20 protein-coding genes and 1 tRNA gene are annotated in these 21,675 nt (G+C 68.5%); 9 read left to right on the forward strand and 12 right to left on the reverse strand.

From position 1 onward, the window contains the following. Nucleotides 1–149: 149 nt before the first annotated feature. The 5 genes from ACXJY8_RS02365 to ACXJY8_RS02385 form a co-directional block, all read right to left on the reverse strand. A complete protein-coding gene (locus ACXJY8_RS02365) occupies nucleotides 150–1,844 on the reverse strand; it encodes a cation acetate symporter (protein ID WP_463775910.1) in 1,695 nt (564 codons plus the stop codon). After that, entirely contained in the window at nucleotides 1,841–2,149 is a 309-nt protein-coding gene (locus ACXJY8_RS02370; RefSeq protein WP_463775911.1) for a DUF485 domain-containing protein, read from the reverse strand. Before ACXJY8_RS02370 ends, ACXJY8_RS02365 begins: the two co-directional genes overlap by 4 nt. A 141-nt stretch (nucleotides 2,150–2,290) precedes the next feature. Further along, entirely contained in the window at nucleotides 2,291–4,240 is a 1,950-nt protein-coding gene (gene acs / locus ACXJY8_RS02375; RefSeq protein ID WP_463775912.1) for an acetate--CoA ligase, read from the reverse strand. Nucleotides 4,241–4,387: 147 nt separating this feature from the next. Next, a complete protein-coding gene (locus tag ACXJY8_RS02380) occupies nucleotides 4,388–4,633 on the reverse strand; it encodes a hypothetical protein (RefSeq protein ID WP_463775914.1) in 246 nt (81 codons plus the stop codon). Nucleotides 4,634–4,722: 89 nt separating this feature from the next. Next, complete coding sequence (locus ACXJY8_RS02385; RefSeq protein ID WP_463775915.1) at nucleotides 4,723–7,200, reverse strand: ATP-binding protein; 2,478 nt, start codon at nucleotides 7,198–7,200, stop codon at nucleotides 4,723–4,725. A 318-nt stretch (nucleotides 7,201–7,518) separates the two neighbouring features. Between ACXJY8_RS02385 and ACXJY8_RS02390 the strand changes: the two genes are divergently transcribed. Both ACXJY8_RS02390 and ACXJY8_RS02395 read left to right on the forward strand, forming a co-directional pair. Beyond that, the gene (locus tag ACXJY8_RS02390; protein WP_056473597.1) at nucleotides 7,519–8,010 is read left to right on the forward strand and encodes a phasin; all 492 of its coding nucleotides are present in this window, start codon (nucleotides 7,519–7,521) and stop codon (nucleotides 8,008–8,010) included. A 240-nt stretch (nucleotides 8,011–8,250) separates the two neighbouring features. Further along, nucleotides 8,251–8,565 carry a hypothetical protein gene (locus ACXJY8_RS02395; protein ID WP_463775916.1) on the forward strand — a complete coding sequence of 105 codons (315 nt, stop codon included), beginning with the start codon at nucleotides 8,251–8,253 and terminating at the stop codon, nucleotides 8,563–8,565. A gap of 90 nt (nucleotides 8,566–8,655) precedes the next feature. Here the strand turns inward: ACXJY8_RS02395 and ACXJY8_RS02400 are convergent, their stop codons facing one another. The 4 genes from ACXJY8_RS02400 to ACXJY8_RS02415 all read right to left on the reverse strand — a co-directional run bounded on the left by ACXJY8_RS02400 (nucleotide 8,656) and on the right by ACXJY8_RS02415 (nucleotide 10,894). Next, nucleotides 8,656–9,318: a L,D-transpeptidase gene (locus ACXJY8_RS02400; protein ID WP_463775917.1), complete on the reverse strand. Its 663-nt coding sequence runs from the start codon at nucleotides 9,316–9,318 to the stop codon at nucleotides 8,656–8,658. Between the two features lie 82 nt (nucleotides 9,319–9,400). Next, nucleotides 9,401–9,916, reverse strand: a complete 516-nt coding sequence (locus ACXJY8_RS02405; RefSeq protein WP_463780306.1) for a VOC family protein — start codon at nucleotides 9,914–9,916, stop codon at nucleotides 9,401–9,403. 52 nt (nucleotides 9,917–9,968) lie between these two features. After that, a complete protein-coding gene (locus ACXJY8_RS02410) occupies nucleotides 9,969–10,433 on the reverse strand; it encodes an SRPBCC family protein (protein WP_463775918.1) in 465 nt (154 codons plus the stop codon). Nucleotides 10,434–10,477: 44 nt separating this feature from the next. After that, nucleotides 10,478–10,894, reverse strand: coding sequence for a VOC family protein (locus ACXJY8_RS02415; protein WP_463775919.1), 417 nt, complete (start codon nucleotides 10,892–10,894; stop codon nucleotides 10,478–10,480). Nucleotides 10,895–11,214: 320 nt separating this feature from the next. Between ACXJY8_RS02415 and ACXJY8_RS02420 the strand changes: the two genes are divergently transcribed. Further along, nucleotides 11,215–11,291: transfer RNA gene (locus ACXJY8_RS02420), tRNA-Arg, on the forward strand. Between the two features lie 40 nt (nucleotides 11,292–11,331). Here the strand turns inward: ACXJY8_RS02420 and ACXJY8_RS02425 are convergent. After that, the gene (locus ACXJY8_RS02425) at nucleotides 11,332–12,552 is read right to left on the reverse strand and encodes an MFS transporter (protein ID WP_463775920.1); all 1,221 of its coding nucleotides are present in this window, start codon (nucleotides 12,550–12,552) and stop codon (nucleotides 11,332–11,334) included. A 153-nt stretch (nucleotides 12,553–12,705) separates the two neighbouring features. Between ACXJY8_RS02425 and ACXJY8_RS02430 the strand changes: the two genes are divergently transcribed. The 6 genes from ACXJY8_RS02430 (at nucleotide 12,706) to ACXJY8_RS02455 (ending at nucleotide 19,428) form a co-directional block, all read left to right on the forward strand. Further along, nucleotides 12,706–13,398, forward strand: a complete 693-nt coding sequence (locus ACXJY8_RS02430; RefSeq protein WP_463775921.1) for an alpha/beta fold hydrolase — start codon at nucleotides 12,706–12,708, stop codon at nucleotides 13,396–13,398. Between the two features lie 166 nt (nucleotides 13,399–13,564). Beyond that, nucleotides 13,565–14,398 carry a DeoR/GlpR family DNA-binding transcription regulator gene (locus ACXJY8_RS02435; protein ID WP_463775922.1) on the forward strand — a complete coding sequence of 278 codons (834 nt, stop codon included), beginning with the start codon at nucleotides 13,565–13,567 and terminating at the stop codon, nucleotides 14,396–14,398. A gap of 85 nt (nucleotides 14,399–14,483) precedes the next feature. Next, nucleotides 14,484–16,016 carry a glycerol-3-phosphate dehydrogenase gene (glpD, locus tag ACXJY8_RS02440; RefSeq protein ID WP_463775923.1) on the forward strand — a complete coding sequence of 511 codons (1,533 nt, stop codon included), beginning with the start codon at nucleotides 14,484–14,486 and terminating at the stop codon, nucleotides 16,014–16,016. A 98-nt stretch (nucleotides 16,017–16,114) separates the two neighbouring features. Beyond that, a complete protein-coding gene (gene glpK / locus ACXJY8_RS02445; protein WP_463775924.1) occupies nucleotides 16,115–17,620 on the forward strand; it encodes a glycerol kinase GlpK in 1,506 nt (501 codons plus the stop codon). A 56-nt stretch (nucleotides 17,621–17,676) separates the two neighbouring features. After that, on the forward strand, nucleotides 17,677–18,408 hold the full coding sequence (locus tag ACXJY8_RS02450) for an MIP/aquaporin family protein (RefSeq protein ID WP_463775925.1): 732 nt from the start codon (nucleotides 17,677–17,679) through the stop codon (nucleotides 18,406–18,408). 120 nt (nucleotides 18,409–18,528) lie between these two features. Continuing rightward, nucleotides 18,529–19,428, forward strand: a complete 900-nt coding sequence (locus ACXJY8_RS02455; RefSeq protein WP_463775926.1) for an NmrA family NAD(P)-binding protein — start codon at nucleotides 18,529–18,531, stop codon at nucleotides 19,426–19,428. A gap of 21 nt (nucleotides 19,429–19,449) precedes the next feature. On the opposite strand, the gene ACXJY8_RS02460 is transcribed toward ACXJY8_RS02455, so the two are convergent. Together ACXJY8_RS02460 and ACXJY8_RS02465 are read right to left on the reverse strand one after the other, a co-directional pair. Then, nucleotides 19,450–21,186: a response regulator gene (locus tag ACXJY8_RS02460; protein ID WP_463775927.1), complete on the reverse strand. Its 1,737-nt coding sequence runs from the start codon at nucleotides 21,184–21,186 to the stop codon at nucleotides 19,450–19,452. Nucleotides 21,187–21,209: 23 nt separating this feature from the next. Next, on the reverse strand, nucleotides 21,210–21,674 hold the full coding sequence (locus tag ACXJY8_RS02465; RefSeq protein WP_463775928.1) for a response regulator: 465 nt from the start codon (nucleotides 21,672–21,674) through the stop codon (nucleotides 21,210–21,212). Between the last annotated feature and the right edge of the window lies 1 nt (nucleotide 21,675).

Genomic DNA, 21,675 nt, shown 5'->3' on the forward strand with positions numbered 1-21,675 from the left:
GAGGCGCAAACTGCGGAATTCAGGATTTTTTTGAACAAAGTCGAAGTATTTTTTGGGTCCCGCCGGGATTAAATCCGCTCGCGCAACGCAGAAGGGCGCGGCTTGCGCCGCGCCCTTCCGATTTCGCACATTCGCCGTTGCGAAGGTGGTCAGTGAGCGTGTGCCCCGTCGGCGCCGATACCCGTCTCCGAGCGCACGAACTGGGCATCGAACAATGCGCGTTCGGCTTTCGCCCGGCGGGTGTTGTCGAGCTTCGAGACGAGGAAGATCGTCAGGAAGGCCAGGGGCATCGAGAACAGGGCCGGGTTGTCGTAGGGGAAGATCGCCACCGGGTTGCCGAAGGTCGTCACCCAGACGGCCTTCGACAGAACGACCATGCCCACCGCCGCGATCAGGCCCACGAGGCCGCCGATGAGGGCGCCCCAGGTGGTGGTGCCCTTCCAGAGGATCGACATGGTCAGGACCGGGAAATTGCAGCTCGCCGCCACCGAGAAGGCGAGGCCGACCATGAAGGCGACGTTCTGGTTCTCGAAGACGTAGCCGAGATAGATCGCCACGATGCCGATGACGACGGCGGCGATCTTGGAGAGGCGGACCTCGGCGGCCTCGTTGGTGCGCCCGCGGGCGATGACCTGGGCGTAGAGATCGTGGCTCACCGCGGAGGCGCCGGCGAGCGTCAGGCCCGCCACCACCGCCAGGATGGTCGCGAAGGCCACCGCCGAGATGAAGCCCAGGAAGTACGGGCCGCCCACCGCGTTGGCGAGGTTCACCGCCACCATGTTGGTGCCGCCGATCATGCCCTTCAGCTTGTCGAAGGCGCCGGCCGCATCGAGGGTGAAGTAGGCCGGATCGGACATCAGCAGGGCGATGCCGCCGAAGCCGATGATGAAGGTGAGGATGTAGAAGTAGCCGATCAGACCGGTGGCGTAGAACACCGACTTGCGGGCCGCCTGGGCGTCCGACACCGTGAAGAAGCGCATCAGGATGTGCGGCAGGCCGGCGGTGCCGAACATCAGGCCGACGCCGAGCGAGATCGCCTCGATCGGATTGTTGACGAGGCCGCCCGGCGCCATGATCGCGTCACCCTTGGGGTGGGTCGCCACGGCGGCGGCGAACAGCGCCTCCGGATTGAAGCCGTACTGGTAGAGCACCGCGCCGGCCATGAAGGTGGCGCCGCCGAGGAGCAGGCAGGCCTTGATCACCTGCACCCAGGTGGTCGCCTTCATGCCGCCGAAGGCGACGTAGACGATCATCAGCACGCCGACGATGATGACGGCGTAGAGGTAGGGCAGGCCGAACAGGAGCTGGATCAGCTTGCCCGCGCCGACCATCTGGGCGATCAGGTAGAAAGCCACCACCACCAGCGTGCCGGTGGCCGAGATGATGCGGATCGAGGTCTGGTCGAGGCGGAACGAGGCGACGTCGGCGAAGGTGAACTTGCCGAGGTTGCGCAGGCGCTCCGCGATCAGGAACAGCACGATCGGCCAGCCGACGAGGAAGCCCGTCGAGTAGATCAGACCGTCGAAGCCGGAGGTGTAGACGAGGCCCGAGATGCCGAGGAACGAGGCGGCGGACATGTAGTCGCCCGCGATGGCGAGCGAGTTGGTGCCGGCCGAGATGCCGCCGCCGGCGGCGTAGAAGTCGGAGGCCGACTTGGTGCCCTTGGCCGCCTTGTAGGTGATGCCGAGGGTGAACAGGACGAAGAATGCGAACATGCCGATGGCGGGCCAGTTCGTCGCCGACTGCTTGACCGCGCCGAGATCGGGGCCGGCAGCATAGGCGGCCGTGGCGGCCAGCGCCGCCAGCGTGGTGCCCAGCACGAGGGGATGCTTGAGGCGGATCATCGTCCGAGGTCCCGCTTGAGGGCAGCGGTCAGCGCGTCGAAGCGGCCGTTGGCGCGCTGGACGTAGATGCCGGTGAGGATGAAGGCGAGGACGATCACGGCGACGCCGAGGACGAGGCCGAGGGAGGCGGTGCCGCCGCCGATCTTCACGGCCAGCAGCGCCTTGTCGAAGGCGATCAGCCCGATGAAGCCGAAATAGATCAGCAGCATGATGATGGTCAGCGTCCAGCCGAAGCGGGTGCGCTCGTGGACGAGCTCCTTGAAGCGCGGATTCTGCGCGATGCGCGCAGTCTCGGGAACTGACATGACACGTTTCTCCCCGGGTGCCGTCTCTTCACGGACGTGCATCCCGCTGTGATGAAGCTTGAAAGTATGCGCGTGGATTTCAGGCGTGACGGCGCGCGGCCATCCGGAGGATGACCGCGCGGTCGGCAAGTCGGACGTCGTTCAGTGCGTCCGGTTCTGTCGATTCTCGATGAGGTCGTCGACCACGGCCGGCTCGGCCAGGGTCGAGGTGTCGCCGAGCGAGGAGAACTCGTCCTCGGCGATCTTTCGCAGGATCCGGCGCATGATCTTGCCCGAGCGGGTCTTGGGTAGGCCCGGTGCGAACTGAATCAGGTCCGGCGAGGCGATCGGCCCGATATCCTTGCGGACCCAGGTCACGAGCTCCTTGCGCAGTTCGTCCGAGCCTTCCTCGCCCTCCATCAGGGTCACGTAGGCGTAGATGCCCTGGCCCTTGAGACTGTGCGGATAGCCGACGACGGCGGCCTCGGAGACCTTCGGGTGCGCGACCAGGGAGGATTCGACCTCCGCCGTGCCCATCCGGTGCCCCGAGACGTTGATGACGTCATCGACCCGGCCGGTGATCCAGTAATAGCCGTCCGCATCGCGGCGGCAGCCGTCACCGGTGAAGTAATTGCCCGGATAGGTCGAGAAGTAGGTCTGCTCGAAGCGCTCGTGGTCGCCGTAGACCGTCCGCATCTGACCGGGCCAGGAATCCTTGATGCAGAGGTTGCCTTCGCACGGACCCTCGAGGGTCTTGCCTTCCGCATCGACCACGATCGGCTGGACGCCGAAGAACGGCCGCGTCGCCGAGCCCGGCTTGAGCTTGGTCGCGCCGGGAAGCGGCGTGATGAGGATGCCGCCGGTCTCCGTCTGCCACCAGGTGTCGACAATGGGGCAGCGCGATTCGCCCACGACCTTGTAGTACCAGTCCCAGGCTTCCGGGTTGATCGGCTCGCCGACCGAGCCGAGGACGCGCAGCGAGGCACGGGACGTCTTCTTCACCGGGCCCTCGCCGCCGCCCATCAGCGAGCGGATCGCGGTGGGCGCGGTGTAGAAGATGTTCACCTTGTGCTTGTCGACCACGTCCCAGAAGCGCGAGTTCGAGGGATAGGTCGGGATGCCCTCGAACATCAGGGTCGTGGCGCCGTTCGCGAGGGGCCCGTAGACGATGTAGGAATGGCCCGTGACCCAACCGACATCGGCGGTGCACCAGTAGACCTCGCCCTCGCGGTAATCGAAGACGTACTGATGCGTCATCGAGGCGTAGACCAGGTAGCCGCCGGTGGTGTGGACGACGCCCTTCGGCTGACCGGTTGAACCGGAGGTGTAGAGGATGAAGAGAGGGTGCTCGGCCTCGACGGACTCGGCCGGACACTCGTCGGTGACCTGGGCGGCGGCCTCGTCGTAATAGACGTCGCGGCCCGGCTCCATCGCGATCGACGAACCGGTGCGGCGTACCACGACGACGTGATCGACGCTGTCCTTCGGCAGTCGGGCGATGGCGGCGTCGACATTCGCCTTCAGCGGCACCTTGCGGCCGCCGCGTAGGCCCTCGTCGGCGGTGATCACCATCTTGGAGGCGCAGCCCTCGATGCGGCCGGCCAGCGAGTCCGGCGAGAACCCGCCGAAGACGATGGAGTGGATGGCGCCGAGCCGGGCGCAGGCGAGCATCGCGTAGGCGGCCTCGGGGATCATCGGCAGGTAGATCGTGACCCGGTCGCCCTTCGACACGCCGCGGTTGCGCAGCACGTTGGCCATCTTGCCGACTTCGGAATGAAGCTGGCGGTAGGTGATGTGCTTGGACTCGTTCGGGTCGTCGCCCTCCCAGATGATCGCGACCTGATCGCCGCGCGTCTCGAGGTGGCGGTCGATGCAATTGTGGGCGACGTTCGTGCGTCCGTCCTCAAACCACTTGATCGAAATGTTGCCAGGCTCGAAGCTCGTGTTCTTCACTTTCGTGAAGGGCGTCATCCAATCGATGCGCTTGCCGTGCTCGCTCCAGAAGGCTTCTGGATCGGCGACGGAGGCCTGATACATGGCCTGGTACTTCGCGTTGTCGACGTGGGCGCCTTCGCTCCACGTCGAACGCACTTCGACCACCTTCTCGTCCATCGCGTTGTCCCTATCGGTGCCCGATCGTATCGCGACTGTTCACGCAGCCGGGTCTTCCGAATACCGTCATAGGCTCAACGAGATATTCCCCGCAAGCACCCAGATGGGCGAGTGCGGGACAGGATTGTTAATTTGTTTGTGCGCGGCTCAATTGCACCCAATGCAGATGCCGGTGCCGACCTTCTTGTCGATGGCCTGCTGCTTGCGGGTAGTCTCCGAGACACGCTCCTCGGACGGGGCTTCGGCCCGCCCCGGCGGCTTGGTCACGCCGGTCGAGGTGATGTTCCGGAACTGTCCGGCCGAGTTGAGATTCGGCTCGGTGCCGGATTGCTGGGCCAGCGCCGCACCGGGCAGGCCGATCCCGAGCAGGGCGATCACAGTCAACGCACGCATCGTCGTCTCCATGGCGGGAGAGAGGGCTCTCCGTTTCTGCCGATCCAACGCGCGCTCGCCGGGCCGGTTGCAGCGCCGGCCAGCCCGGTTCAGGCCCGCATCGTCGCGCCGCGCACAGGAAACAGCATCTCCACCAGGGTGCCCTCGTCCTTCCGGCTGGAGATGCGGAAGCGACCGTGATTGGCCTCGACCAGGGCCTTCGTCAGAGGCAGGCCGAGGCCGGTGCCCCGCCGCGGCTCGGCCTGCGCTCCCTTGCCGAGAGCCTCCTTACCGAACGTATCCTTGCCGAGCGTCCCATCGCCGAAGGGATGGAGAGCGCCCTCGACCTCGTCCGCCGTCATGCCGATTCCGGTGTCGCGGATGCGCAGGGCGACGTCGCCGCGATCCGCCAGGGTCGTCGATACGATGACCTGTCCGCCCGGCTCGGTGAGCGCGATGGCGTTCGCGATGACGTTGACGGTCGCCCGGTGCACCGAGCGCTCGTCGGCCACCAGGTTCGGGAGATCGACGGAGAAGCTGGTGCGCAGGACGATGCGCCTGCGGGAGGCCTCCGGTTGGAGGAGGGCGACGCAGCGCGCCACCACCTCGTTCAGGGGTACGTCCGCGCTGGTGAGATCGATCTTGCCGGATTCGATACGGGCGAGATCGAGGAGATCGTTCACCAGACCGAGGAGGTGCACGCCGGAGGCGTGGACCTCGCGAAGACCGGCGCGGTGGGGCTCCGATCCGGACGGACCCACGGATTCCGAGATCAGACCTTCGAGCGTCCCGAGCATGCCCCGAATCGGACCCTGCACCGTTTCGCCGACGAGCATCAGAAGTTCGCCCCGGCGCACGACGTGGTCTTCGGATGCAGTCCGCTCCGGCAGCTTCGCCTCCCGGCGCTCGGATCGTTGCGCCTCCTCGCGGATCACGGCGCACAGGCGGCTCTCGGCATCCCCGGCGAGCGGCAGGATCTTCACGCGCAGGCGTCGCCGGGTTCCGCGCGACGCCACCGGGGTATCCTCGGCGACAGCCGACCCAGGTTCCGCGTGCAGGCGCGCCAGCAGGTCGACGGCGTGCTCGGAGGCGAACAAGCCGAGGAAGCTCGCCCCCACCACCTCACGGGGATCGAGTCCGAAGAGCTCGGCGGATCTTCGGTTCAGGGACAGGATTCGGGCCTGATGGTCGAGGAGCACGACCCCGTCCTCCAGGGCGTCGAGGAGTGCGCGGGCATCCGTGCCGTGGCGGGCGGCGAAATCTTGCGCGATCGCGGACGCCGTGGCGGCGCGGGCCTCTTCGCTCGGCTCGGCATCGCGGGCCAGCAGCAGTTCCGCCGGCCGTCCGGCCCAGTCGAGGACCGAATGCTCGACGAGCACGCTGGCGCGCCCGCCGTCCCGGGTCGCCAGGATCAGGGGTGTTTCGGCCGACGGCCGCGCCTGCGGCTCGAGCCCGCCGAACAGATGTTCGATCCCGCCCGCCGCCGCGAGGTCCTCGCGGTCCGCGTAGCCGAGGAGATCGAGCAGGGGCTGGTTCGCGAACAGCACGGCGTCTGCGCGATAGACCAGCACACCGGTGGGAATCCGCTCCAGGGTCGCCACCATCGCGGCATCCGGCGCGGCGTCTTCCGCCGGCCGGCCGGGCTGGAGCGGAAAGGGCATCACCGCACAGGGCAGGCTCGGTTCGGCCGCGGGGTCCGGACGCTCGTCGCCGGCGAAGCGGGCGCCGAGGGCGCGCGCGATCTCGCGGAACGCGGCGTGCTCGTGGCTCGAGAGATATGGGTCAGCGGGTTGCGGGGCGGGGTCCGCCTCCGCGCGCTCGGACGCGCCGGGGAGGGGCTCGACGGTCGGCGGCGGAGAGGGTCGCTGCGCCGCCGGCGCGGGCGGCACTTCGAGGATCGCGCGGACCTGCCCGAACCCGCGGAACGCCGTTCCAGTCCGGCCGAGCGGCGCGCCGGACAGGTCCAACTCGCAGGCCTGACCTCCGACATCGACCATCGTGATCGGGATGGCCCGGAAGGTGCGTCCGCTCCGGAGGGCGGTGAGGAGGCCGCCGGCGTCGCGGAGAACCTCGGCCTCCACGAGGGCCTGCCAAGTCCGGCCCTGAAGCCTCCGGCGGAAGGCGGACCCCACCGCCCCCGAGACCTTGAGGATGGTCCCGGAGGCGTCGCTTTCCCAGGTGAAGCGCTGCCGGACCGTGATCGGCTCCGACGGGTCCGTGACGGGCTCAGGAGCGGACGGTGCCGGCTCGCTCGCAACCGGTTCGGGATCGGGCCGCGCCGGAGTGCCCCCCCGTGCCCGAAGGGTCGGCAGCGGCGCGCTCGCCACCAGCACGACGGCCTCGCGGGTGGAATCGACGGCGACGCGCATCAGGCTGACCAGCGCAGGCGAGGCGAGGCGCCGTACATCGAGTTGGAGGCGCAGCAGCAGCGGATGGTCGAGGCGCAGGCGCGCCCGCGCGATCTGCTCACCGATCCGGAGCTCCGGAAACAGTCGTCCATCCGATTCGCTGATCGCGCGCCGCAGGGCTTCCCCGCCGGGCGCCGCCTGCAGCACCCGGGTCCCGGCACCGTCCAAAACCAGGATCACACTTCCGGGATCACGGAGGCGTGTCGTCAGAGGCGAATCATCGGCGCATCGGCGCAGGAGCGCCGAAACGGCCAAATCTTCGGTTTCACCAGGCCCTGAGGCTCCACTCTCGAACATCCGCACCTGTTTCGCGTGACGAATCGCAGAACGTGACGACCTTTTTACCGCGTCACCCCCTCTCCTTAAGCCACGAGGGGGGACGCCGCACGTTTACCTGTTGTCAACCTTAATGCGTCCGAGCAGGGTGGCATAGGGCCGGCAATGTGCTATTGTGCAGTGCACAACGAGCCATCAACAATCGAGAGCAAGGAGAGGATCATGAGCAGCACTCCGAATTACGAGGTCCCGGCCGAAATGCGCGATTTCGCCGAGAAGAGCGTCGATCAGGCCCGCAAGGCGTTCGACACCTTTATCAGCGCCGCCCGTCGTACCGCCGACACCGTACAGGGTTCCGCCGAGATGGCGCGCACCAACGCGCAGGACGTGTCCGCCCGCGGCTTCGAGTTCGCCGAGCAGAACGTGACAGCCGCCTTCGACCTCGCCCAGAAGCTGGTCCGCTCGCGTGACCTGCAAGAAGCGATGCAGCATCAGGCCGAGTTCGTGCGCAGCCAGTTCGCCGCCATCCAGGCCCAGGCCAAGGAGTTCGGTGGTCTTGCCCAGTCGGCGATCCAGCAGAGCGCCGAGAAGGCCAAGGGCGCGATGCAGGAAAGCGCCGAGCACGCCCGCAAGGCGATGGAGCAGGGCACCGAGGCCGCGCGCAAGGCCGGCACGGATGCCGAGCAGGCCATGCGGAACGCAACCAACTCCTGAGTCGATCCCGGCGGCGCCCGCACGGGCGCTCCCTTCGCAGCCCGCTTCGCCCCCCCGGCGGAGCGGGCTGCTCGCGTTAGGGCTCCGGCCGGCGCACCGAGACCGCTTTGGGGCCGAGACTGATTCGAGCATTATCCGCGCATGGGGTGAGACTTGCCCGGGACAGGCGGGTCTCCTAACCCTTACCGCCGCGCGGCCCTCCGCTTCCCGGGCCGGCGCTGTCAACGAGGGCGTAAGACCATGCGACGTATCTCCCGAGGCAGTCTGATCCTCACGGTCCTGGCCGGGCTCTTCGCGGCACAGGGTGCCAGCGCGCAATATTACGACGACGGCTACGACCGGCCGCCGCCGCGCCGCGCCTATGACGAGCGCCGCTTACCGCCTCGTCGGGAGGCCGGCCTGAACTGCGATGCGGTGCAGTCGGGCCTGACCGGCTACCAGCCCTATTCCTGCCCGCTGCCGAGCCCGCGCCCCCTCGGCGCCCGCTGTTTCTGCGACATGCCGATCGCGTCTTTCAGCGCTCCGCAGACCGCCGTCGGGCGCGTGGTGCCCTGAGCGATCCGAGACCCGAGAGCTCAAACTGCGAAGGCCGCGCCATCCGGGGGGATGGCGCGGCCTTCGCGTTTTCGCGCCTGTGCAGCGAAATCAGTTGAGGACGACGACCTTGGCGCCGACCTTCACGCGCTCGTAGAGGTCCGTAACGTCCTCGTTGGTCATCCGGATGCAGCCGGACGACACGGCCTGACCGATCGTGTCCGGCTCGTTGGAGCCGTGGATGCGATACTCGGTATTGCCGATATACATGGCGCGGGCGCCGAGCGGGTTTTCGACACCGCCTGCCATGTAGCGCGGCAGATCGGGGCGGCGGGCGATCATCGCGGCCGGAGGCGTCCACGACGGCCACTCCTTCTTGGCGGTCACCGTCTTCACGCCGGACCAGGTGAAGCCCGGGCGACCGACGCCGACGCCGTAGCGGATGGCCTCGCCGTTCGGCATCACGAAATAGAGGCGCCGCTCGGCCGTGGACACCACGATGGTCCCCGGCTTGTAGTTGCCGTCGAACGCGACGATCTCGCGCGGGATCGGAGCGACCTGCGCCTGGGGAGCCGCCTGGTAGCCCTGTCCGGCCGTGCCGGGATAGCCGTAGGGATCATCGGTCGTACGGCCGTAGCCGTAAGCCGGATCCGACGAGTAGTAATCGTCGCCGGCATTCGTGCCGAACGGATCATAGGGAGCAGCCAGAACAGGGCTCGTGGAGAGGACGCAGACACCGAGTATGCCTGTGAGGGCGGTCGCCAAGGTCTTCATGTTGGATCCCTTACCTATGCCGTAACCTTTGCAATACAAGCGTAAGCATGGGAGAGTGGTTCCACGGCCTGTGATGATTCCGTCATTTTTGCGGCACGTCGGATGAGAGCGCCGCGTCTCCCGACATCCTGGCGGCTCGCATCAGGGCCGCGATGTCGAGCTTGACCATGGTCTGCATGGCGGAAAAAACGCGGCCGGCGACGGCAGGATCGGGGTCCGCCAGGAGCTGCGGCAGGATCTTGGGAACGATTTGCCAGGGCACGCCCCAGCGGTCGCGCAGCCAGCCGCACATGATTTCCGATCCGCCGCCCTCGACGAGGCCGGCCCAGAGACGGTCCACCTCCGACTGGTCGGCGCAGGCGACCGAGATCGAGGCGGCTGTTCCGTAATCCGCCGCGACACCGCCGTTCAACGCCTGGAAGCTCTGGTCACCCAGGGTGAAGCCGATCAGGATCACGTCGTCCGGCCGCCCGCCCGGCCATGGCCCCGGTGCGCGCTGGACATGATCGATGCGGGAACCCGGTATCAGGGAGACGTAGAGGCGGACGGCCTCCTCCGCGCCGCGATCGAACCAGAGGCAGGTGCTGACCTTCGACATGGATCGAATTCTTTCGGGCAAGCCGCGTGGGGCGCCCGCGGCAGTTTCGGCATCAAAGGCGCGCGGCCAGTTCGCCGAGTTGGTCGGCACATCGACCCCAGCCGTCGTGGAAGCCCATGGCCTCGTGCGCAGCGCAGTCCTCCGCCGACCAGTGCCGCGCCCGGGCGGTGTACCGGGTGGCGGCGCCCTCCGGCGTGAAGGTGATGATGCCGGTGAAGAACGGTTTGGCGGAGGGCTCCCAGGCCCGGACATAAGCGTCCGTGAAAACGATCCGGGCGTTCTCGACCAACTCGAGATAAACGCCGGCGCTGGAGAATTCGGATCCGTCCGGCGCCTGCATGACGATGCGGGAAGCGCCGCCGACCTTCAAGTCGGTCTCCGCTTCCGCGACCACGAAGGGTTCGGGCGCGAACCAGCGCTTGATCAGATCGGGTTCGGTCCAGCATCGGTAGAGCGCGGCGGGTGTCGCCGGGATCAGACGTGTGAGGACGAGCTCGCGTCCGGTGCTCTCGGTCATGGCGACGGTCCGGGTCGGCTGGTGCGGGCAAACGGCGAGGGGCGTCAGCGCTTCGGCTGGTTCATCGCCCAGAGCACCCCGAAGGGATCACGCAGCTGGCCGTAGCGGTCGCCCCAGAACATGTCCGCCGGCGGCATCACGGCGGTGGCGCCCGCCTCGACGGCCCGGCCATAGCGAGCGTCGATGTCGTCGACCATCAGCATCAGGGTGAAGGCCTGTGGGGGCTGAAGGGAATGGCCGTGCTCGGGAAAGGCGTCCGACAGCATCAGGAAGGCGCCGTTGACGTGGAGATGCACGTGCATCGTCCGTCCCTGGTCGTCGGCCGGCATCGCGGTGGCGATCTCGGCCCCGAAGGCCCGGACGTAGAAATCCGCAGCCTTCATGGCGCCCGCCACCGTCAGGTAGGGCACCAGACCGCCCTTCACGGGGGCGGGGGCCTCGGGTTGGTGGGTACTGCTCATTCCGATCCCTCCCGGTCTGGCCCGCTGCACGTCGTCCGCGTCAGGTCTCGGGCCGTTGGATACGTCGCGCCGAGAAGACGCATGCGGGCCGCCGTATCCGACACGGCCCGGGTGATTCGTTCAAGCGCCTGCGGCTTCCGGAGGTCGATCCCGTCGGACGCGCCGGTGCACCGCCCCGGACCCGCACGGGCTGAACCGATCCGGCATCGGCGGGAGACGCTGCGGTCGTCGAGATCGTCCGACCAAGGTGGTCGGTCGACCGGAGCCGGGAGGCTTGACCCCGGACGGGACCCATGCCTTTTACGGGCGACGGCACCCCCGACTCCGTAGCTCAGCTGGATAGAGCAGCCGCCTTCTAAGCGGCAGGTCGTTGGTTCGAGCCCAACCGGGGTCGCCACAGCCTTTGTCCCGGAAAACCCTTGGCGCGGAGTAGGCGTTCAGGCGGCGGAGATCCGGAGCGCCCGGCGGGCGACGGTGATCGAGAGGGCGATGTTCAGCGCCGCGATGACCAGCATCACCGCGAGCAGCTGATCGAGCCCGAACAAGGCTCCCACATAGCCGCAGACCAGCGGGGTTGCCGCTTGGCCGAGCAGGGGCAGGCGGGCGAGGCGGCCCATCGCGGCGGCGTAGTCGTGCTGGCCGTAGAGGGCGAGGGGCAGGGTTCCGCGTACCACGGTGCGCATCCCGTTCCCGGCCCCGTAGAGCACGATCGCCAGCCAGGCGAAGCTCGGAGCGGCCGCGAGCAGCAGCAGACCCAGGCCGACGCTTCCGCTCGAGGCGAGGAGCGCCCAGGCAGGATGCGCCTTGCGGCCGAACAGCAACTCGATAATGCGGGCGCCCACCTGCGACGGACCGATCAGGGCGCTGAGAGCGACCGCCGTGCTCGCCGCCACGCCCTTCGCCTGCAGCAGCAGCAGGAGTTGCACGGAGACCGCGGTCATCAGCACGGCCGCAATGGTGAAGGTGACGGCGAGGATGCGCTCGCCCGGCAGCGGGCCCCGACTGGGCGGGCCGTTCAGGGGCGCAGCCCCCGACCCCGGCGGCGGCGGCGGCGGGGACCGGCATCCGGCCGGCAGGGCGAAGGCGAAGAGCGGAACCACGACGAGGACCGCGAGGGCGGCGTAGACGAGGCAGGTCCCGCGCCAGCCGACGAGACCCACGAGAAAGCTCGATGCCGGCCAGCACAGGGTGATGGCGAAGCCGGAGGCGATCGCGATCTGGGTCATCGCCCCCCGCGCCGAGGCACCGTAGGCCTGCCCGATGGCGGCGAAGAGCGGATCGTAGAGGGCACCGCCCATGCCCAGGCCGATGATCACCCAGGCGAGCAGGAAGACTGGAAGGCTTGGCGACCAGGCCATCACCACCTGGCCCAGGGCGATGATCAGGGAGCCCGCGATCAGAACGGAGCGGCCGCCATGACTCCGGATCCTGCGCCCGACCCAGGGCGAGCACAGCCCCGAGACCAGGATCGCCAGCGACAGGGCTCCCACCACCACGCCCTGCGGCCAGCCGGTCGACTGGACGATCGGATCGGCCAGCACCGCCATCAGGAAGAACGAACCGCCCCACAGGACGATCTGGGTGAACCCGAGCGCGGCATTGCCGGCGAGGGTCGGCGCCCGCGGCCCGGTGGCAGGCTGCACGGCCGAAGGCGTCACGCGCTGTCGCCGATCATGGCTCGGACCTCGATGGTTTCGGACGGGGACCCGTTCTATGAGCCTGGATCACCGTCCCGCTCAAGGCGTCGCGCCGCGCAGACGTGCTGCGCGGCCTGGCCCCAGGGCCAATGGGCAACGTCGCGAGGCTCCCCCATGATATCGCTCGTGCTCCTGCCCGGCCTCCTCAACGATGCGGACCTGTTTCGCGATCAGGTCGCGGCCCTGGCCGACATCGCGGCCTGCACCGTGGCCGACCTGACGCGCGGCGAGACCCTCGAAGACCTGGCGGACGCCGTTCTGGCCGACGCACCGGCGACCTTCGCCCTGGCGGCGTTTTCGCTGGGCGGATACGTGGCGCAGGAGATCGTCCGGCGCGCGCCCGAGCGCGTCGCGCGGCTCGCGCTCCTCGATACGTCGATCCGGGCCGATGCGCCGGACCGGGCCGCAGCGCGCCAGGCCCTCGACAAGGCCGCCCGCATTCCGGGCCGCTTCCACGGCTTCGGCGATCGGCTGCTGGCCACCTATCTCGACCCGGCGCATCTGGCCGACGCGGGGATCGTGGGCCGGATCCGGGGCATGACCGAGCGGCTCGGCCCCGAGGTGTTCCTTCGCCAGAACAACATCCAGCGCAAGGACGGAACCGGGACCCTGCGGAGCCTGACCTGCCCGCTCCTCGTCCTGTGTGGCGCGAGCGATGCCGTGACCCCGCCGGATATTCACCGCGAGATGGCCGCGCTCGCTCCGAATGCGCGCCTCGTGATCGTGCCGGGGTCCGGCCACATGACGCCGATCGAGCAGCCGCAAGCGGTCTCCGACGCGCTCAGGGCGTGGCTCCTCGAACCGTAGGCAGGACCGCGCGGACCGCATCCGTCCGGAAAGGCGCGCGACCCGTGGGGATTAGGTGTCGCTGGCGAGGGACGCGGCATTTCGTTTTCGAAAACACCGTTATAGGTTCGAACCCGATCTGGGCGATGCAGGGCAGCGCTCGGCCAGCGTTTCGGCAGGAGTTGGCATGACGCGTCTGCCCGAACGAGTCGTCTTCGAACGAAAGGTCACGGAGCGCGCTGAAGCCTCCGCGGTCGAGACGCGCCGTGCCGCCATCGTCGCGGCGGTGCGCCAGCGCGGCTTCGTGACGATCGAGGCGCTGGCCGGCCAGTTCGGCGTCACCGTCCAGACGATCCGGCGCGACCTCAACGAACTCAGCGCCGAGGGCCGCCTGGAGCGCTACCGCGGCGGCGGCGGCCTTCCTTCCAGCGTCGAGAACATCGACTATGCCGACCGCCGGGCCACACTCCTCTCCGAGAAGACCCGGATCGGACGGCTCGCCGCGAGCCGCATCCCGTCGCATTGCTCGGTCTTCCTCAACATCGGCACGACCACGGAGGCGGTGGCGCGCGAACTCGTGCACCACGACGACCTGAGCATCATCACCAACAACCTCAACGTCGCCATCGGTCTGGCGGCGACCACCGCCTTCCGCATCGTCGTGGCGGGGGGCACCATGCGCAACCGCGACGGTGCTGTCCTGGGGCAGCTCACGTGCGACACGCTCAGCCAGTTCCGGGTCGATGTCGCGGTCATCGGAATCAGCGGGATCGATGCCGACGGCGCCCTCCTCGACTACGACTACGAGGAGGTACGGGCGACCCAGACCATCCTGCAGCACGCACGCCAGACCTTCCTGGTGGCCGACCACACCAAGTTCACCCGCCGGCCGATGGTCGAGGTCGGCCGGCTCGAACAGATCGACACCTTCTTCACCGACCGGCTGCCGCCGCCCGAGATCGTCGCCCTGATGGAACGCCACGGCGTGACGTTGGCGATGACAGATCAGGACGATCCATAACGAACGTCAAATTTTCGCTTGCGAAAATCGTGCTGTGAGGCAGTATCCTGCCGAACCGGGAGCTGACCGGAGCGGGAGGTGAACCATGACGACAGTATCGAACCTGCGGGCGGCGGACGCCCCCTACGATCTGCTCGTCATCGGCGGCGGCATCAACGGCACTGGCATCGCGCGCGACGCGGCCGGACGCGGCCTGTCGGTCCTGCTCTGCGAGCGCGGCGACCTGGCGGAATTCACCTCGTCGTCCAGCACGAAGCTGATCCACGGCGGCCTGCGCTACCTCGAATATTACGAGTTCCGCCTGGTGCGCGAGGCGCTGGCCGAGCGGGAGCGCCTGCTGCGGCTGGCCCCTCACATCATCTGGCCCCTTCGGTTCGTGCTGCCGCACGACGAGGGCCTGCGGCCGGCCTGGATGCTTCGGATCGGTCTGTTCCTGTACGACCATCTGGCGCGCCTGCGCACGCTGCCAGGCTCGGAGATGGTTCGTTTGCGAACATCTCCCGTCGGCGCACCGCTGCAGGATCGGCTCAGCAAGGGCTTCGTCTACTCGGATTGCTGGGTCGAGGACAGCCGCCTCGTCGTGCTTAACGCGATGGACGCCCAGGCGCGCGGCGCCGAGATCCGCACCCGCACCGGCGTCGAAACCGCGCGCCGCACCGACGGAACCTGGACGGCGACCCTCCGCGACGGCGCCACGGGTCGGAGCGAGACCGTGCGGGCGAAGGCCGTCGTGAACGCGGCCGGCCCCTGGGTGAGCGAGACCCTGGGGACGACGCTCGGCGTCAACAGCCGGACGGCGGTACGCCTGATCAAGGGCAGCCACATCGTCGTGCGGAAGCTCTACGAGGGCGACCAGGCCTATATCCTGCAGCAGCCGGACAAGCGCATCATCTTCGCGATCCCGTACGAGCACGACTTCACCCTGATCGGCACCACCGACGTGCCCTACGAGAACGAGCCCGGCCCGGTGGCGATCTCCGAGGAAGAGACGCGCTACCTCTGCGATTGCATCAACCGCTCCTTCGCACGCTCGATCGGGCCGAAGGACGTGGTCTGGAGCTATTCCGGCGTGCGCCCGCTCTACGACGACGCGGCCGCCAACGCCTCGGCGGTGACCCGCGACTACGTACTCGATCTCGACGACGCCGGCGGCCAGGCTCCGGCGCTGTCGGTCTTCGGCGGCAAGATCACGACCTACCGGCGCCTCGCCGAACACGCGATCGAGAAAATCGCGCCGCACTTTCCCGGTCTGAAAAAAGCCTGGACCGGCGATGCGGTGCTGCCCGGCGGCGCCATGCCGGATGCGGATTTCGAGACCTTCCTGGCGCGATTCTCCCGGGAGGCTCCCTTCCTGCCGGCGGAGACCGCCCGGCGCCTCGCCCGGGCCTACGGCACGGAGGCGCGGACCATCGTCGCGGGGGCACGCAGCCTCGCGGATCTCGGCGAAGCCTTCGACGGCGGCCTGACGACGGCCGAGGTCGACTACCTGGTCCGGGCCGAATGGGTTCGCACCGCCGAGGATATTCTGTGGCGCCGCTCGAAGCTCGGCCTGCGCACGGGCCCCGAGAGCGCCGCGCGCCTGGCGGCCTATGTCGCCCGCAGGGCCGAGGCCGCCTGAGTTCGACGAGACCGAGAGCGAGAGATTTTGAGACAGGCCGGAGCCGGCGCGAAGACCGGCCCGGACGGCTTCGAACCTTCCAAGGGAGGAAGACAGACATGACCCACTATGTCGGCGCTATCGACCAGGGCACCACCAGCAGCCGCTTCATCGTCTTCGACCGGGAAGGGCGGATCATCTCCTGCAAGCAGCGGGAGCATGCCCAGATCTACCCGCGGCCAGGCCATGTCGAGCATGACCCGGCGGAGATCTGGCGCAACACCCAGGCCGTCATGCAGGAGGCCCTTGATGGGGCCGGACTGACGCCGAAGGACCTGCTCTCGATCGGGATCACCAACCAGCGCGAAACGACGCTGATCTGGGACCGTCGCACCGGCACACCGCTCCACAACGCCCTGGTCTGGCAGGACACCCGCAACGACCGCCTCGTCACCGAGTTCGCCCGGGACGGCGGACGCGATCGCTTCCGTGCGCTGACCGGACTTCCGCTCGCAAGCTACTTCTCCGGCCTGAAGCTGCGCTGGCTCCTCGACCACGTCGAGGGCGCGCGGGAGAAGGCGGAAGCCGGGGACGTGCTGTTCGGCAACATCGACACCTGGCTGGTCTGGAACCTGACCGGCGGTCCGGACGGCGGCCTCCACGTCTCAGACGTCACCAATGCCAGCCGTACGCAGCTGATGTCCCTCGAGACCCTGGCCTGGGACGACGGCATGCTCGCCACGTTCGGCATCCCGCGCGCCATGCTGCCCCAGATCGTCTCGTCCTCCCAGGTCTACGGCGAGACCCGCACGCCCTTCGCCGGCGTTCCCATCGCCGGCATCCTGGGAGACCAGCAGGCGGCCCTGTTCGGCCAGACCTGCTTCCAGCCCGGCGAGGCGAAGAACACCTACGGCACCGGCTGCTTCGCGCTGATGAACACCGGCGAGACCCCCGTGCCCTCGACCTGCGGCCTGGTGACGACGCTCGGCTACAAGCTCGACGGCAAGCCGGCCGTCTACGCCCTCGAAGGTTCGATCGCCATCACGGGCGCCCTGGTCCAGTGGCTGCGCGACAACCTGCACATGATCCAGGACAGCGCCGAGGTGGAGCGCCTCGCCACCACCGTCGAGGACAATGGCGGCGTCTACTTCGTACCCGCCTTCTCGGGGCTCTACGCGCCGCACTGGAACGAGGGGGCCCGCGGCCTGATCATCGGCCTGACCCGCTACGCCAACCGGGGCCACATCGCCCGGGCCTGCCTGGAGGCCACCGCGTTCCAGACCCACGAGGTGCTGGAGGCGATGGAGAAGGATTCCGGAATTCCCGTGCGCGAATTGCGCTCGGACGGCGGCATGGTCGCCAACGTCACCCTGATGCAGTTCCAGGCCGATATCCTCGACGTGCCGGTCGTGCGCCCGAAGGTGACCGAGACCACCGCCCTCGGGGCCGCCTACGCCGCTGGCTTCGCGACCGGCTACTGGAAGAGCACGGACGACCTTCGGGGCAACTGGGGCATCGACCGGCGCTGGGAGCCGAACATGGACGCGACCCAGCGCCGGCGCATCACCGCCGCCTGGGGCCGGGCGGTGAAGCGCTCCTTCGACTGGGACATGCAGGACGACTGACGCACACACGGACGTCGATCGATCCGAAAACGCGAGAAGACGGGGGAGGACATGCCATGACGTCGCCGTTCCTGGGCGAGCTTCTCGGCACGATGGTGCTGATCATACTCGGCAACGGCGTCGTGGCCGGGGCCCTCCTGCACGGCTCGAAGGCGAAGGGGGCGGGCTGGATCGCGATCACCGCCGGCTGGGCCTTCGCCGTGTTGGGCGGGATCTTCGTCGCGACCGCCACGGGCAGCCCGGATGCGCATATCAACCCGGCGGTGACGATCGCAGCGGCGATCACCTCCGGCAGCATGGCCAAGCTCTTCGTCTACGTGCCGGCGCAGATGATCGGCGCCTTTCTGGGAGCGACCGTGGTCTGGCTCCACTACCTGCCGCACTGGGCGGTCACGGAGGACCAGGGGGCGAAGCGGGCCTGCTTCTGCACCGATCCGGCGATCCGGCATTCGGGCGCGAACTGGCTGAGCGAGATCATCGGCACGTTCCTGCTGATCCTGATCATCAGCGCGTTGCTGTCGCGGACCGTAGGAGCGGCCGGCACCATTCCCACCGGACTCGCGCCCTATCTCGTCGGAATGGTGGTCTGGGGCATCGGCCTGTCGCTCGGCGGGACCACGGGCTACGCGATCAATCCGGCCCGCGACCTCGGGCCCCGCCTCGCCCACGCGGTTCTGCCCATCGCCGGAAAGGGCAATTCGGACTGGGGCTATGCCCTGATCCCGGTCGCGGGACCGGCGGTCGGCGCCATCCTCGCCGCCCTCGTGATCCTCACGGTCGGCTTCTGAAGACGCCTCCGATCTTGGGCTCGAGACCTGGACATCCGGGCGCCGACGCTACCTTGAGGGCTCAGCGGCATTCCAGGTAGTCCCTGCCAGGAAACGGCGCGCGGAGCAGCACGACCGCCCATGACGTCACCCCATCCGTCCACGCAGACGATCGTCCTCGCCGGCATCGGGGGTGATCTCGGCGGCCGCGTGGCGAAGGCACTCGTCGCGCGCGGTGCGGAGGTCCGGGCCCTCGTGCGGGCGGACTCCGACCACCGGAACGCACCACCCGGCGTCACGGCGATCAGCGTCGATTACGCCGACCCGGCTTCCCTCGCCGCCGCCTGTGACGGCGCCGCCTGCGTGGTCTCGGCCCTGAACGGCCTGGAACCGGTCATCCTCGACGCCCAGGGACGGATGCTCGACGCGGCGGTCGCGGCCGGGGTGCCCCGCTTCATCCCCTCGGATTTTTCTCTCGACTTCACCCGCACCCATCCGGGCGAAAACCGCAACCTGGACCTGAGACGCCGTTTCATGGCCCGGGTCGACCGGACGCCGATCCGGGCGACCTCGATCCTCAACGGCGCCTTCGCCGACCTGCTCGCCGGCCAGGCGCCCATCGTCCTGCGAAAGCCCCGGCGCATCCTCTATTGGGGCGATGCGGACCAGCCCCTGGATTTCACCGCCAAGGACGATGTCGCGCGCTACACCGCGGCGGCGGCCCTCGACCCGGACGCACCGCGCCTTCTTCGCATCGCCGGAGATACCGTGACGCCGCGAGCGCTCGCGACCATCATGACGGAGCTGACGGGACGGCCCTACGGCCTGTGGCGCGCGGGTGGGCTCGGCCGGCTCGGATTGCTGATCCGGATCGTCCGCAAGATCACGCCCGCGAGCGATGCCGTGTTTCCGGCCTGGCAGGGCATGCAGTACCTGCGCGACATGGCCAGCGGACGCGGCAGGCTGGAGCCGCTCGACAACGAACGCTACGGCCCGATGCCGTGGGTCGATGCCCGCTCAGTGCTCGCGGCCGCGGCCTGAGCGCGTCCCGTATTCCGACGATCAGGCCGAATTTCGCTGGCCGACCACGAGGCGCAGGCCGCCCTGTACGGCAGGGGCACTGGCCAGGATCGCCGCCGCCTTGCGCTCCAGCTCGCCGCCCTGGAAGGGTTTCTGGACGATATGATCGGCCCCGACCTCGCCCGCCTGCATCAGCGCGGCGGTGTCGGCGTAGCCGGTGACGAACATCACCGGCAGGTGCGGCCAGCGCCTTCGGATCTCGCAGGCGACCTCGGCGCCGTTCATGCCCGGCATCGCGAAGTCGAGCACGATCAGGTCGACGCAGGCATCGCTTTCCAGGGACGAGAGGGCGGCGAGTCCGGAGCTCGCCTCGCGGATGCGATAGCCGGTCTCGGACAGGATCGTCGTGGTGATTTCGCGCACGGCGCTGTCGTCGTCCACCACGAGCACCACCGGGCGATCGCCCGTACGACGCTGCTCGGCGCAGTCGATCCCGGTGCGTGAGGCTTCCTGGGGCAGGGAAGTGGCCTCCGCGCGCGGCAGGTAGATCCGCACCGAGGTGCCCTCGCCGACCTTCGTGTCGATGCGGACGCCGCCACCGGACTGTTTCACGAAGCCGTAGACCTGGGCGAGCCCGAGGCCGGACCCTTTGTCGACGGGCTTGGTGGTGAAGAACGGCTCGAACACCCGGGCCAGCACCTCTGGCGCGATGCCGGTGCCGGTGTCGCTGACCGCCAACATCACGTACTCGCCCGGTGCCGGCTCCTCGGGCCGGGCGGGCGCCTGTGTCAGGCCCACATTGGCGGTCTCGATCGTGAGGCAGCCACCCACCGCCATGGCATCGCGGGCATTGATCGCGAGGTTCAGGATCACGAGTTCGATCTGCGTGGCGTCGACGAGGGCCGACCACAGGTCGGGCTGCAGCGTCATCTCGATGCGCACCGCGCCGCCAATCGAGCTCTGGAGCAGGTCGCGCATGGAGGCGACGGTCTGGTTGAGCTCCACCGGGGTGGGTTCCAGGCGCTGGCGCCTCGAGAAGGCGAGGAGCTGTGCCGTCAGGCGGGCGCCGCGGTCGGCGGCTCCACGCATCATCTGGAGACGGCGCTTCGAGCGCTCGTCCGAGACCGCCCGCTCCAGGAACTCGATATTACCGGAGATCACCGTGAGCAGGTTGTTGAAATCATGGGCGACGCCGCTGGTAAGCTGGCCCACGGCCTCCAGGCGCTGGGCCTGGCGCAGGGCCTCCTCCACGCGCTCGCGCTCGGCGATCTGGCGGTGGAGCTCGGCGTTGGCGGCCGCGAGATCGCGCGTGCGCGTTTCGACACGCGCCTCGAGGGTCGCGTTGAGGTCGCGCAGATCCTGGAGCGCGCGCTCGCGCTCGGCATGGGCGCGGGCCTCGGCGAGCGCCCGCATGATGGTTCGGGGCAGGCGGTCCAGCCGCTGCTTGGTGACATAGTCGGTCGCCCCCCGCTTCAGGGCCTCGACCGCGACGTCCTCACCGAGGGTGCCCGAGACGAAGACGAAGGGGATGCCCGGGCAATGGGCGCGGGCGATCGCCAGGGCGCTGAGGCCGTCGAAGGTCGGCAACACGTAATCGGCGAGGATCAGGTGATGCGTGACGGACGCGGCCGCGGCGGTGAAGTCCGGCTCGGTCATCACACGGTCGATCGCGTAGGGGTGCCCGAGATCGTCGAGCACCGCGCCGAGGAGTTCCGTGTCGAGGTCGCTGTCTTCGAGGAGGAGGATCCTCAGGGGGCCCGGACCGAATCCGTCCTGCATCCCCCGATCGGATGCGGGCTGCGTCACGTGTTCGATGGCCAACCTCCTCCCCGGTGCGGCGGTGGCTCGTTCAGCACCGCCCAGAACACGCCGAGATCCTGGATCGCCTCGAAGAATTCCGTGAACCCAACGGGCTTGACCACGAAAGCGTTCACGCCGAGGTCGTAGGAGCGCACGAGGTCGGTCTCCTCGCGGGACGAGGTCAGCATCACCACGGGGATCGAGCGGGTGCGGACGTCGCCCTTCACCTTGGCCAGCACTTCGAGGCCGTCGACCTTGGGCAGCTTGAGGTCGAGGAGCACGACCGCGGGATCGCGGGCGTCCCGCATCGCGAAGCCGCCGCGCCGGTAGAGAAAGTCGAGGGCCTCGGCGCCGTCGCGGCAGATTACGATCTCGTTGGCGAGCTGGCTCTTCTCCAGGGCGGCGAGAGTGAGCTCGATGTCGTTCGGATTGTCCTCGACGAGGAGGATCGGCTTCAGGTCCGGCATG

Source organism: Methylobacterium sp. TK31 (assembly GCF_055361545.1).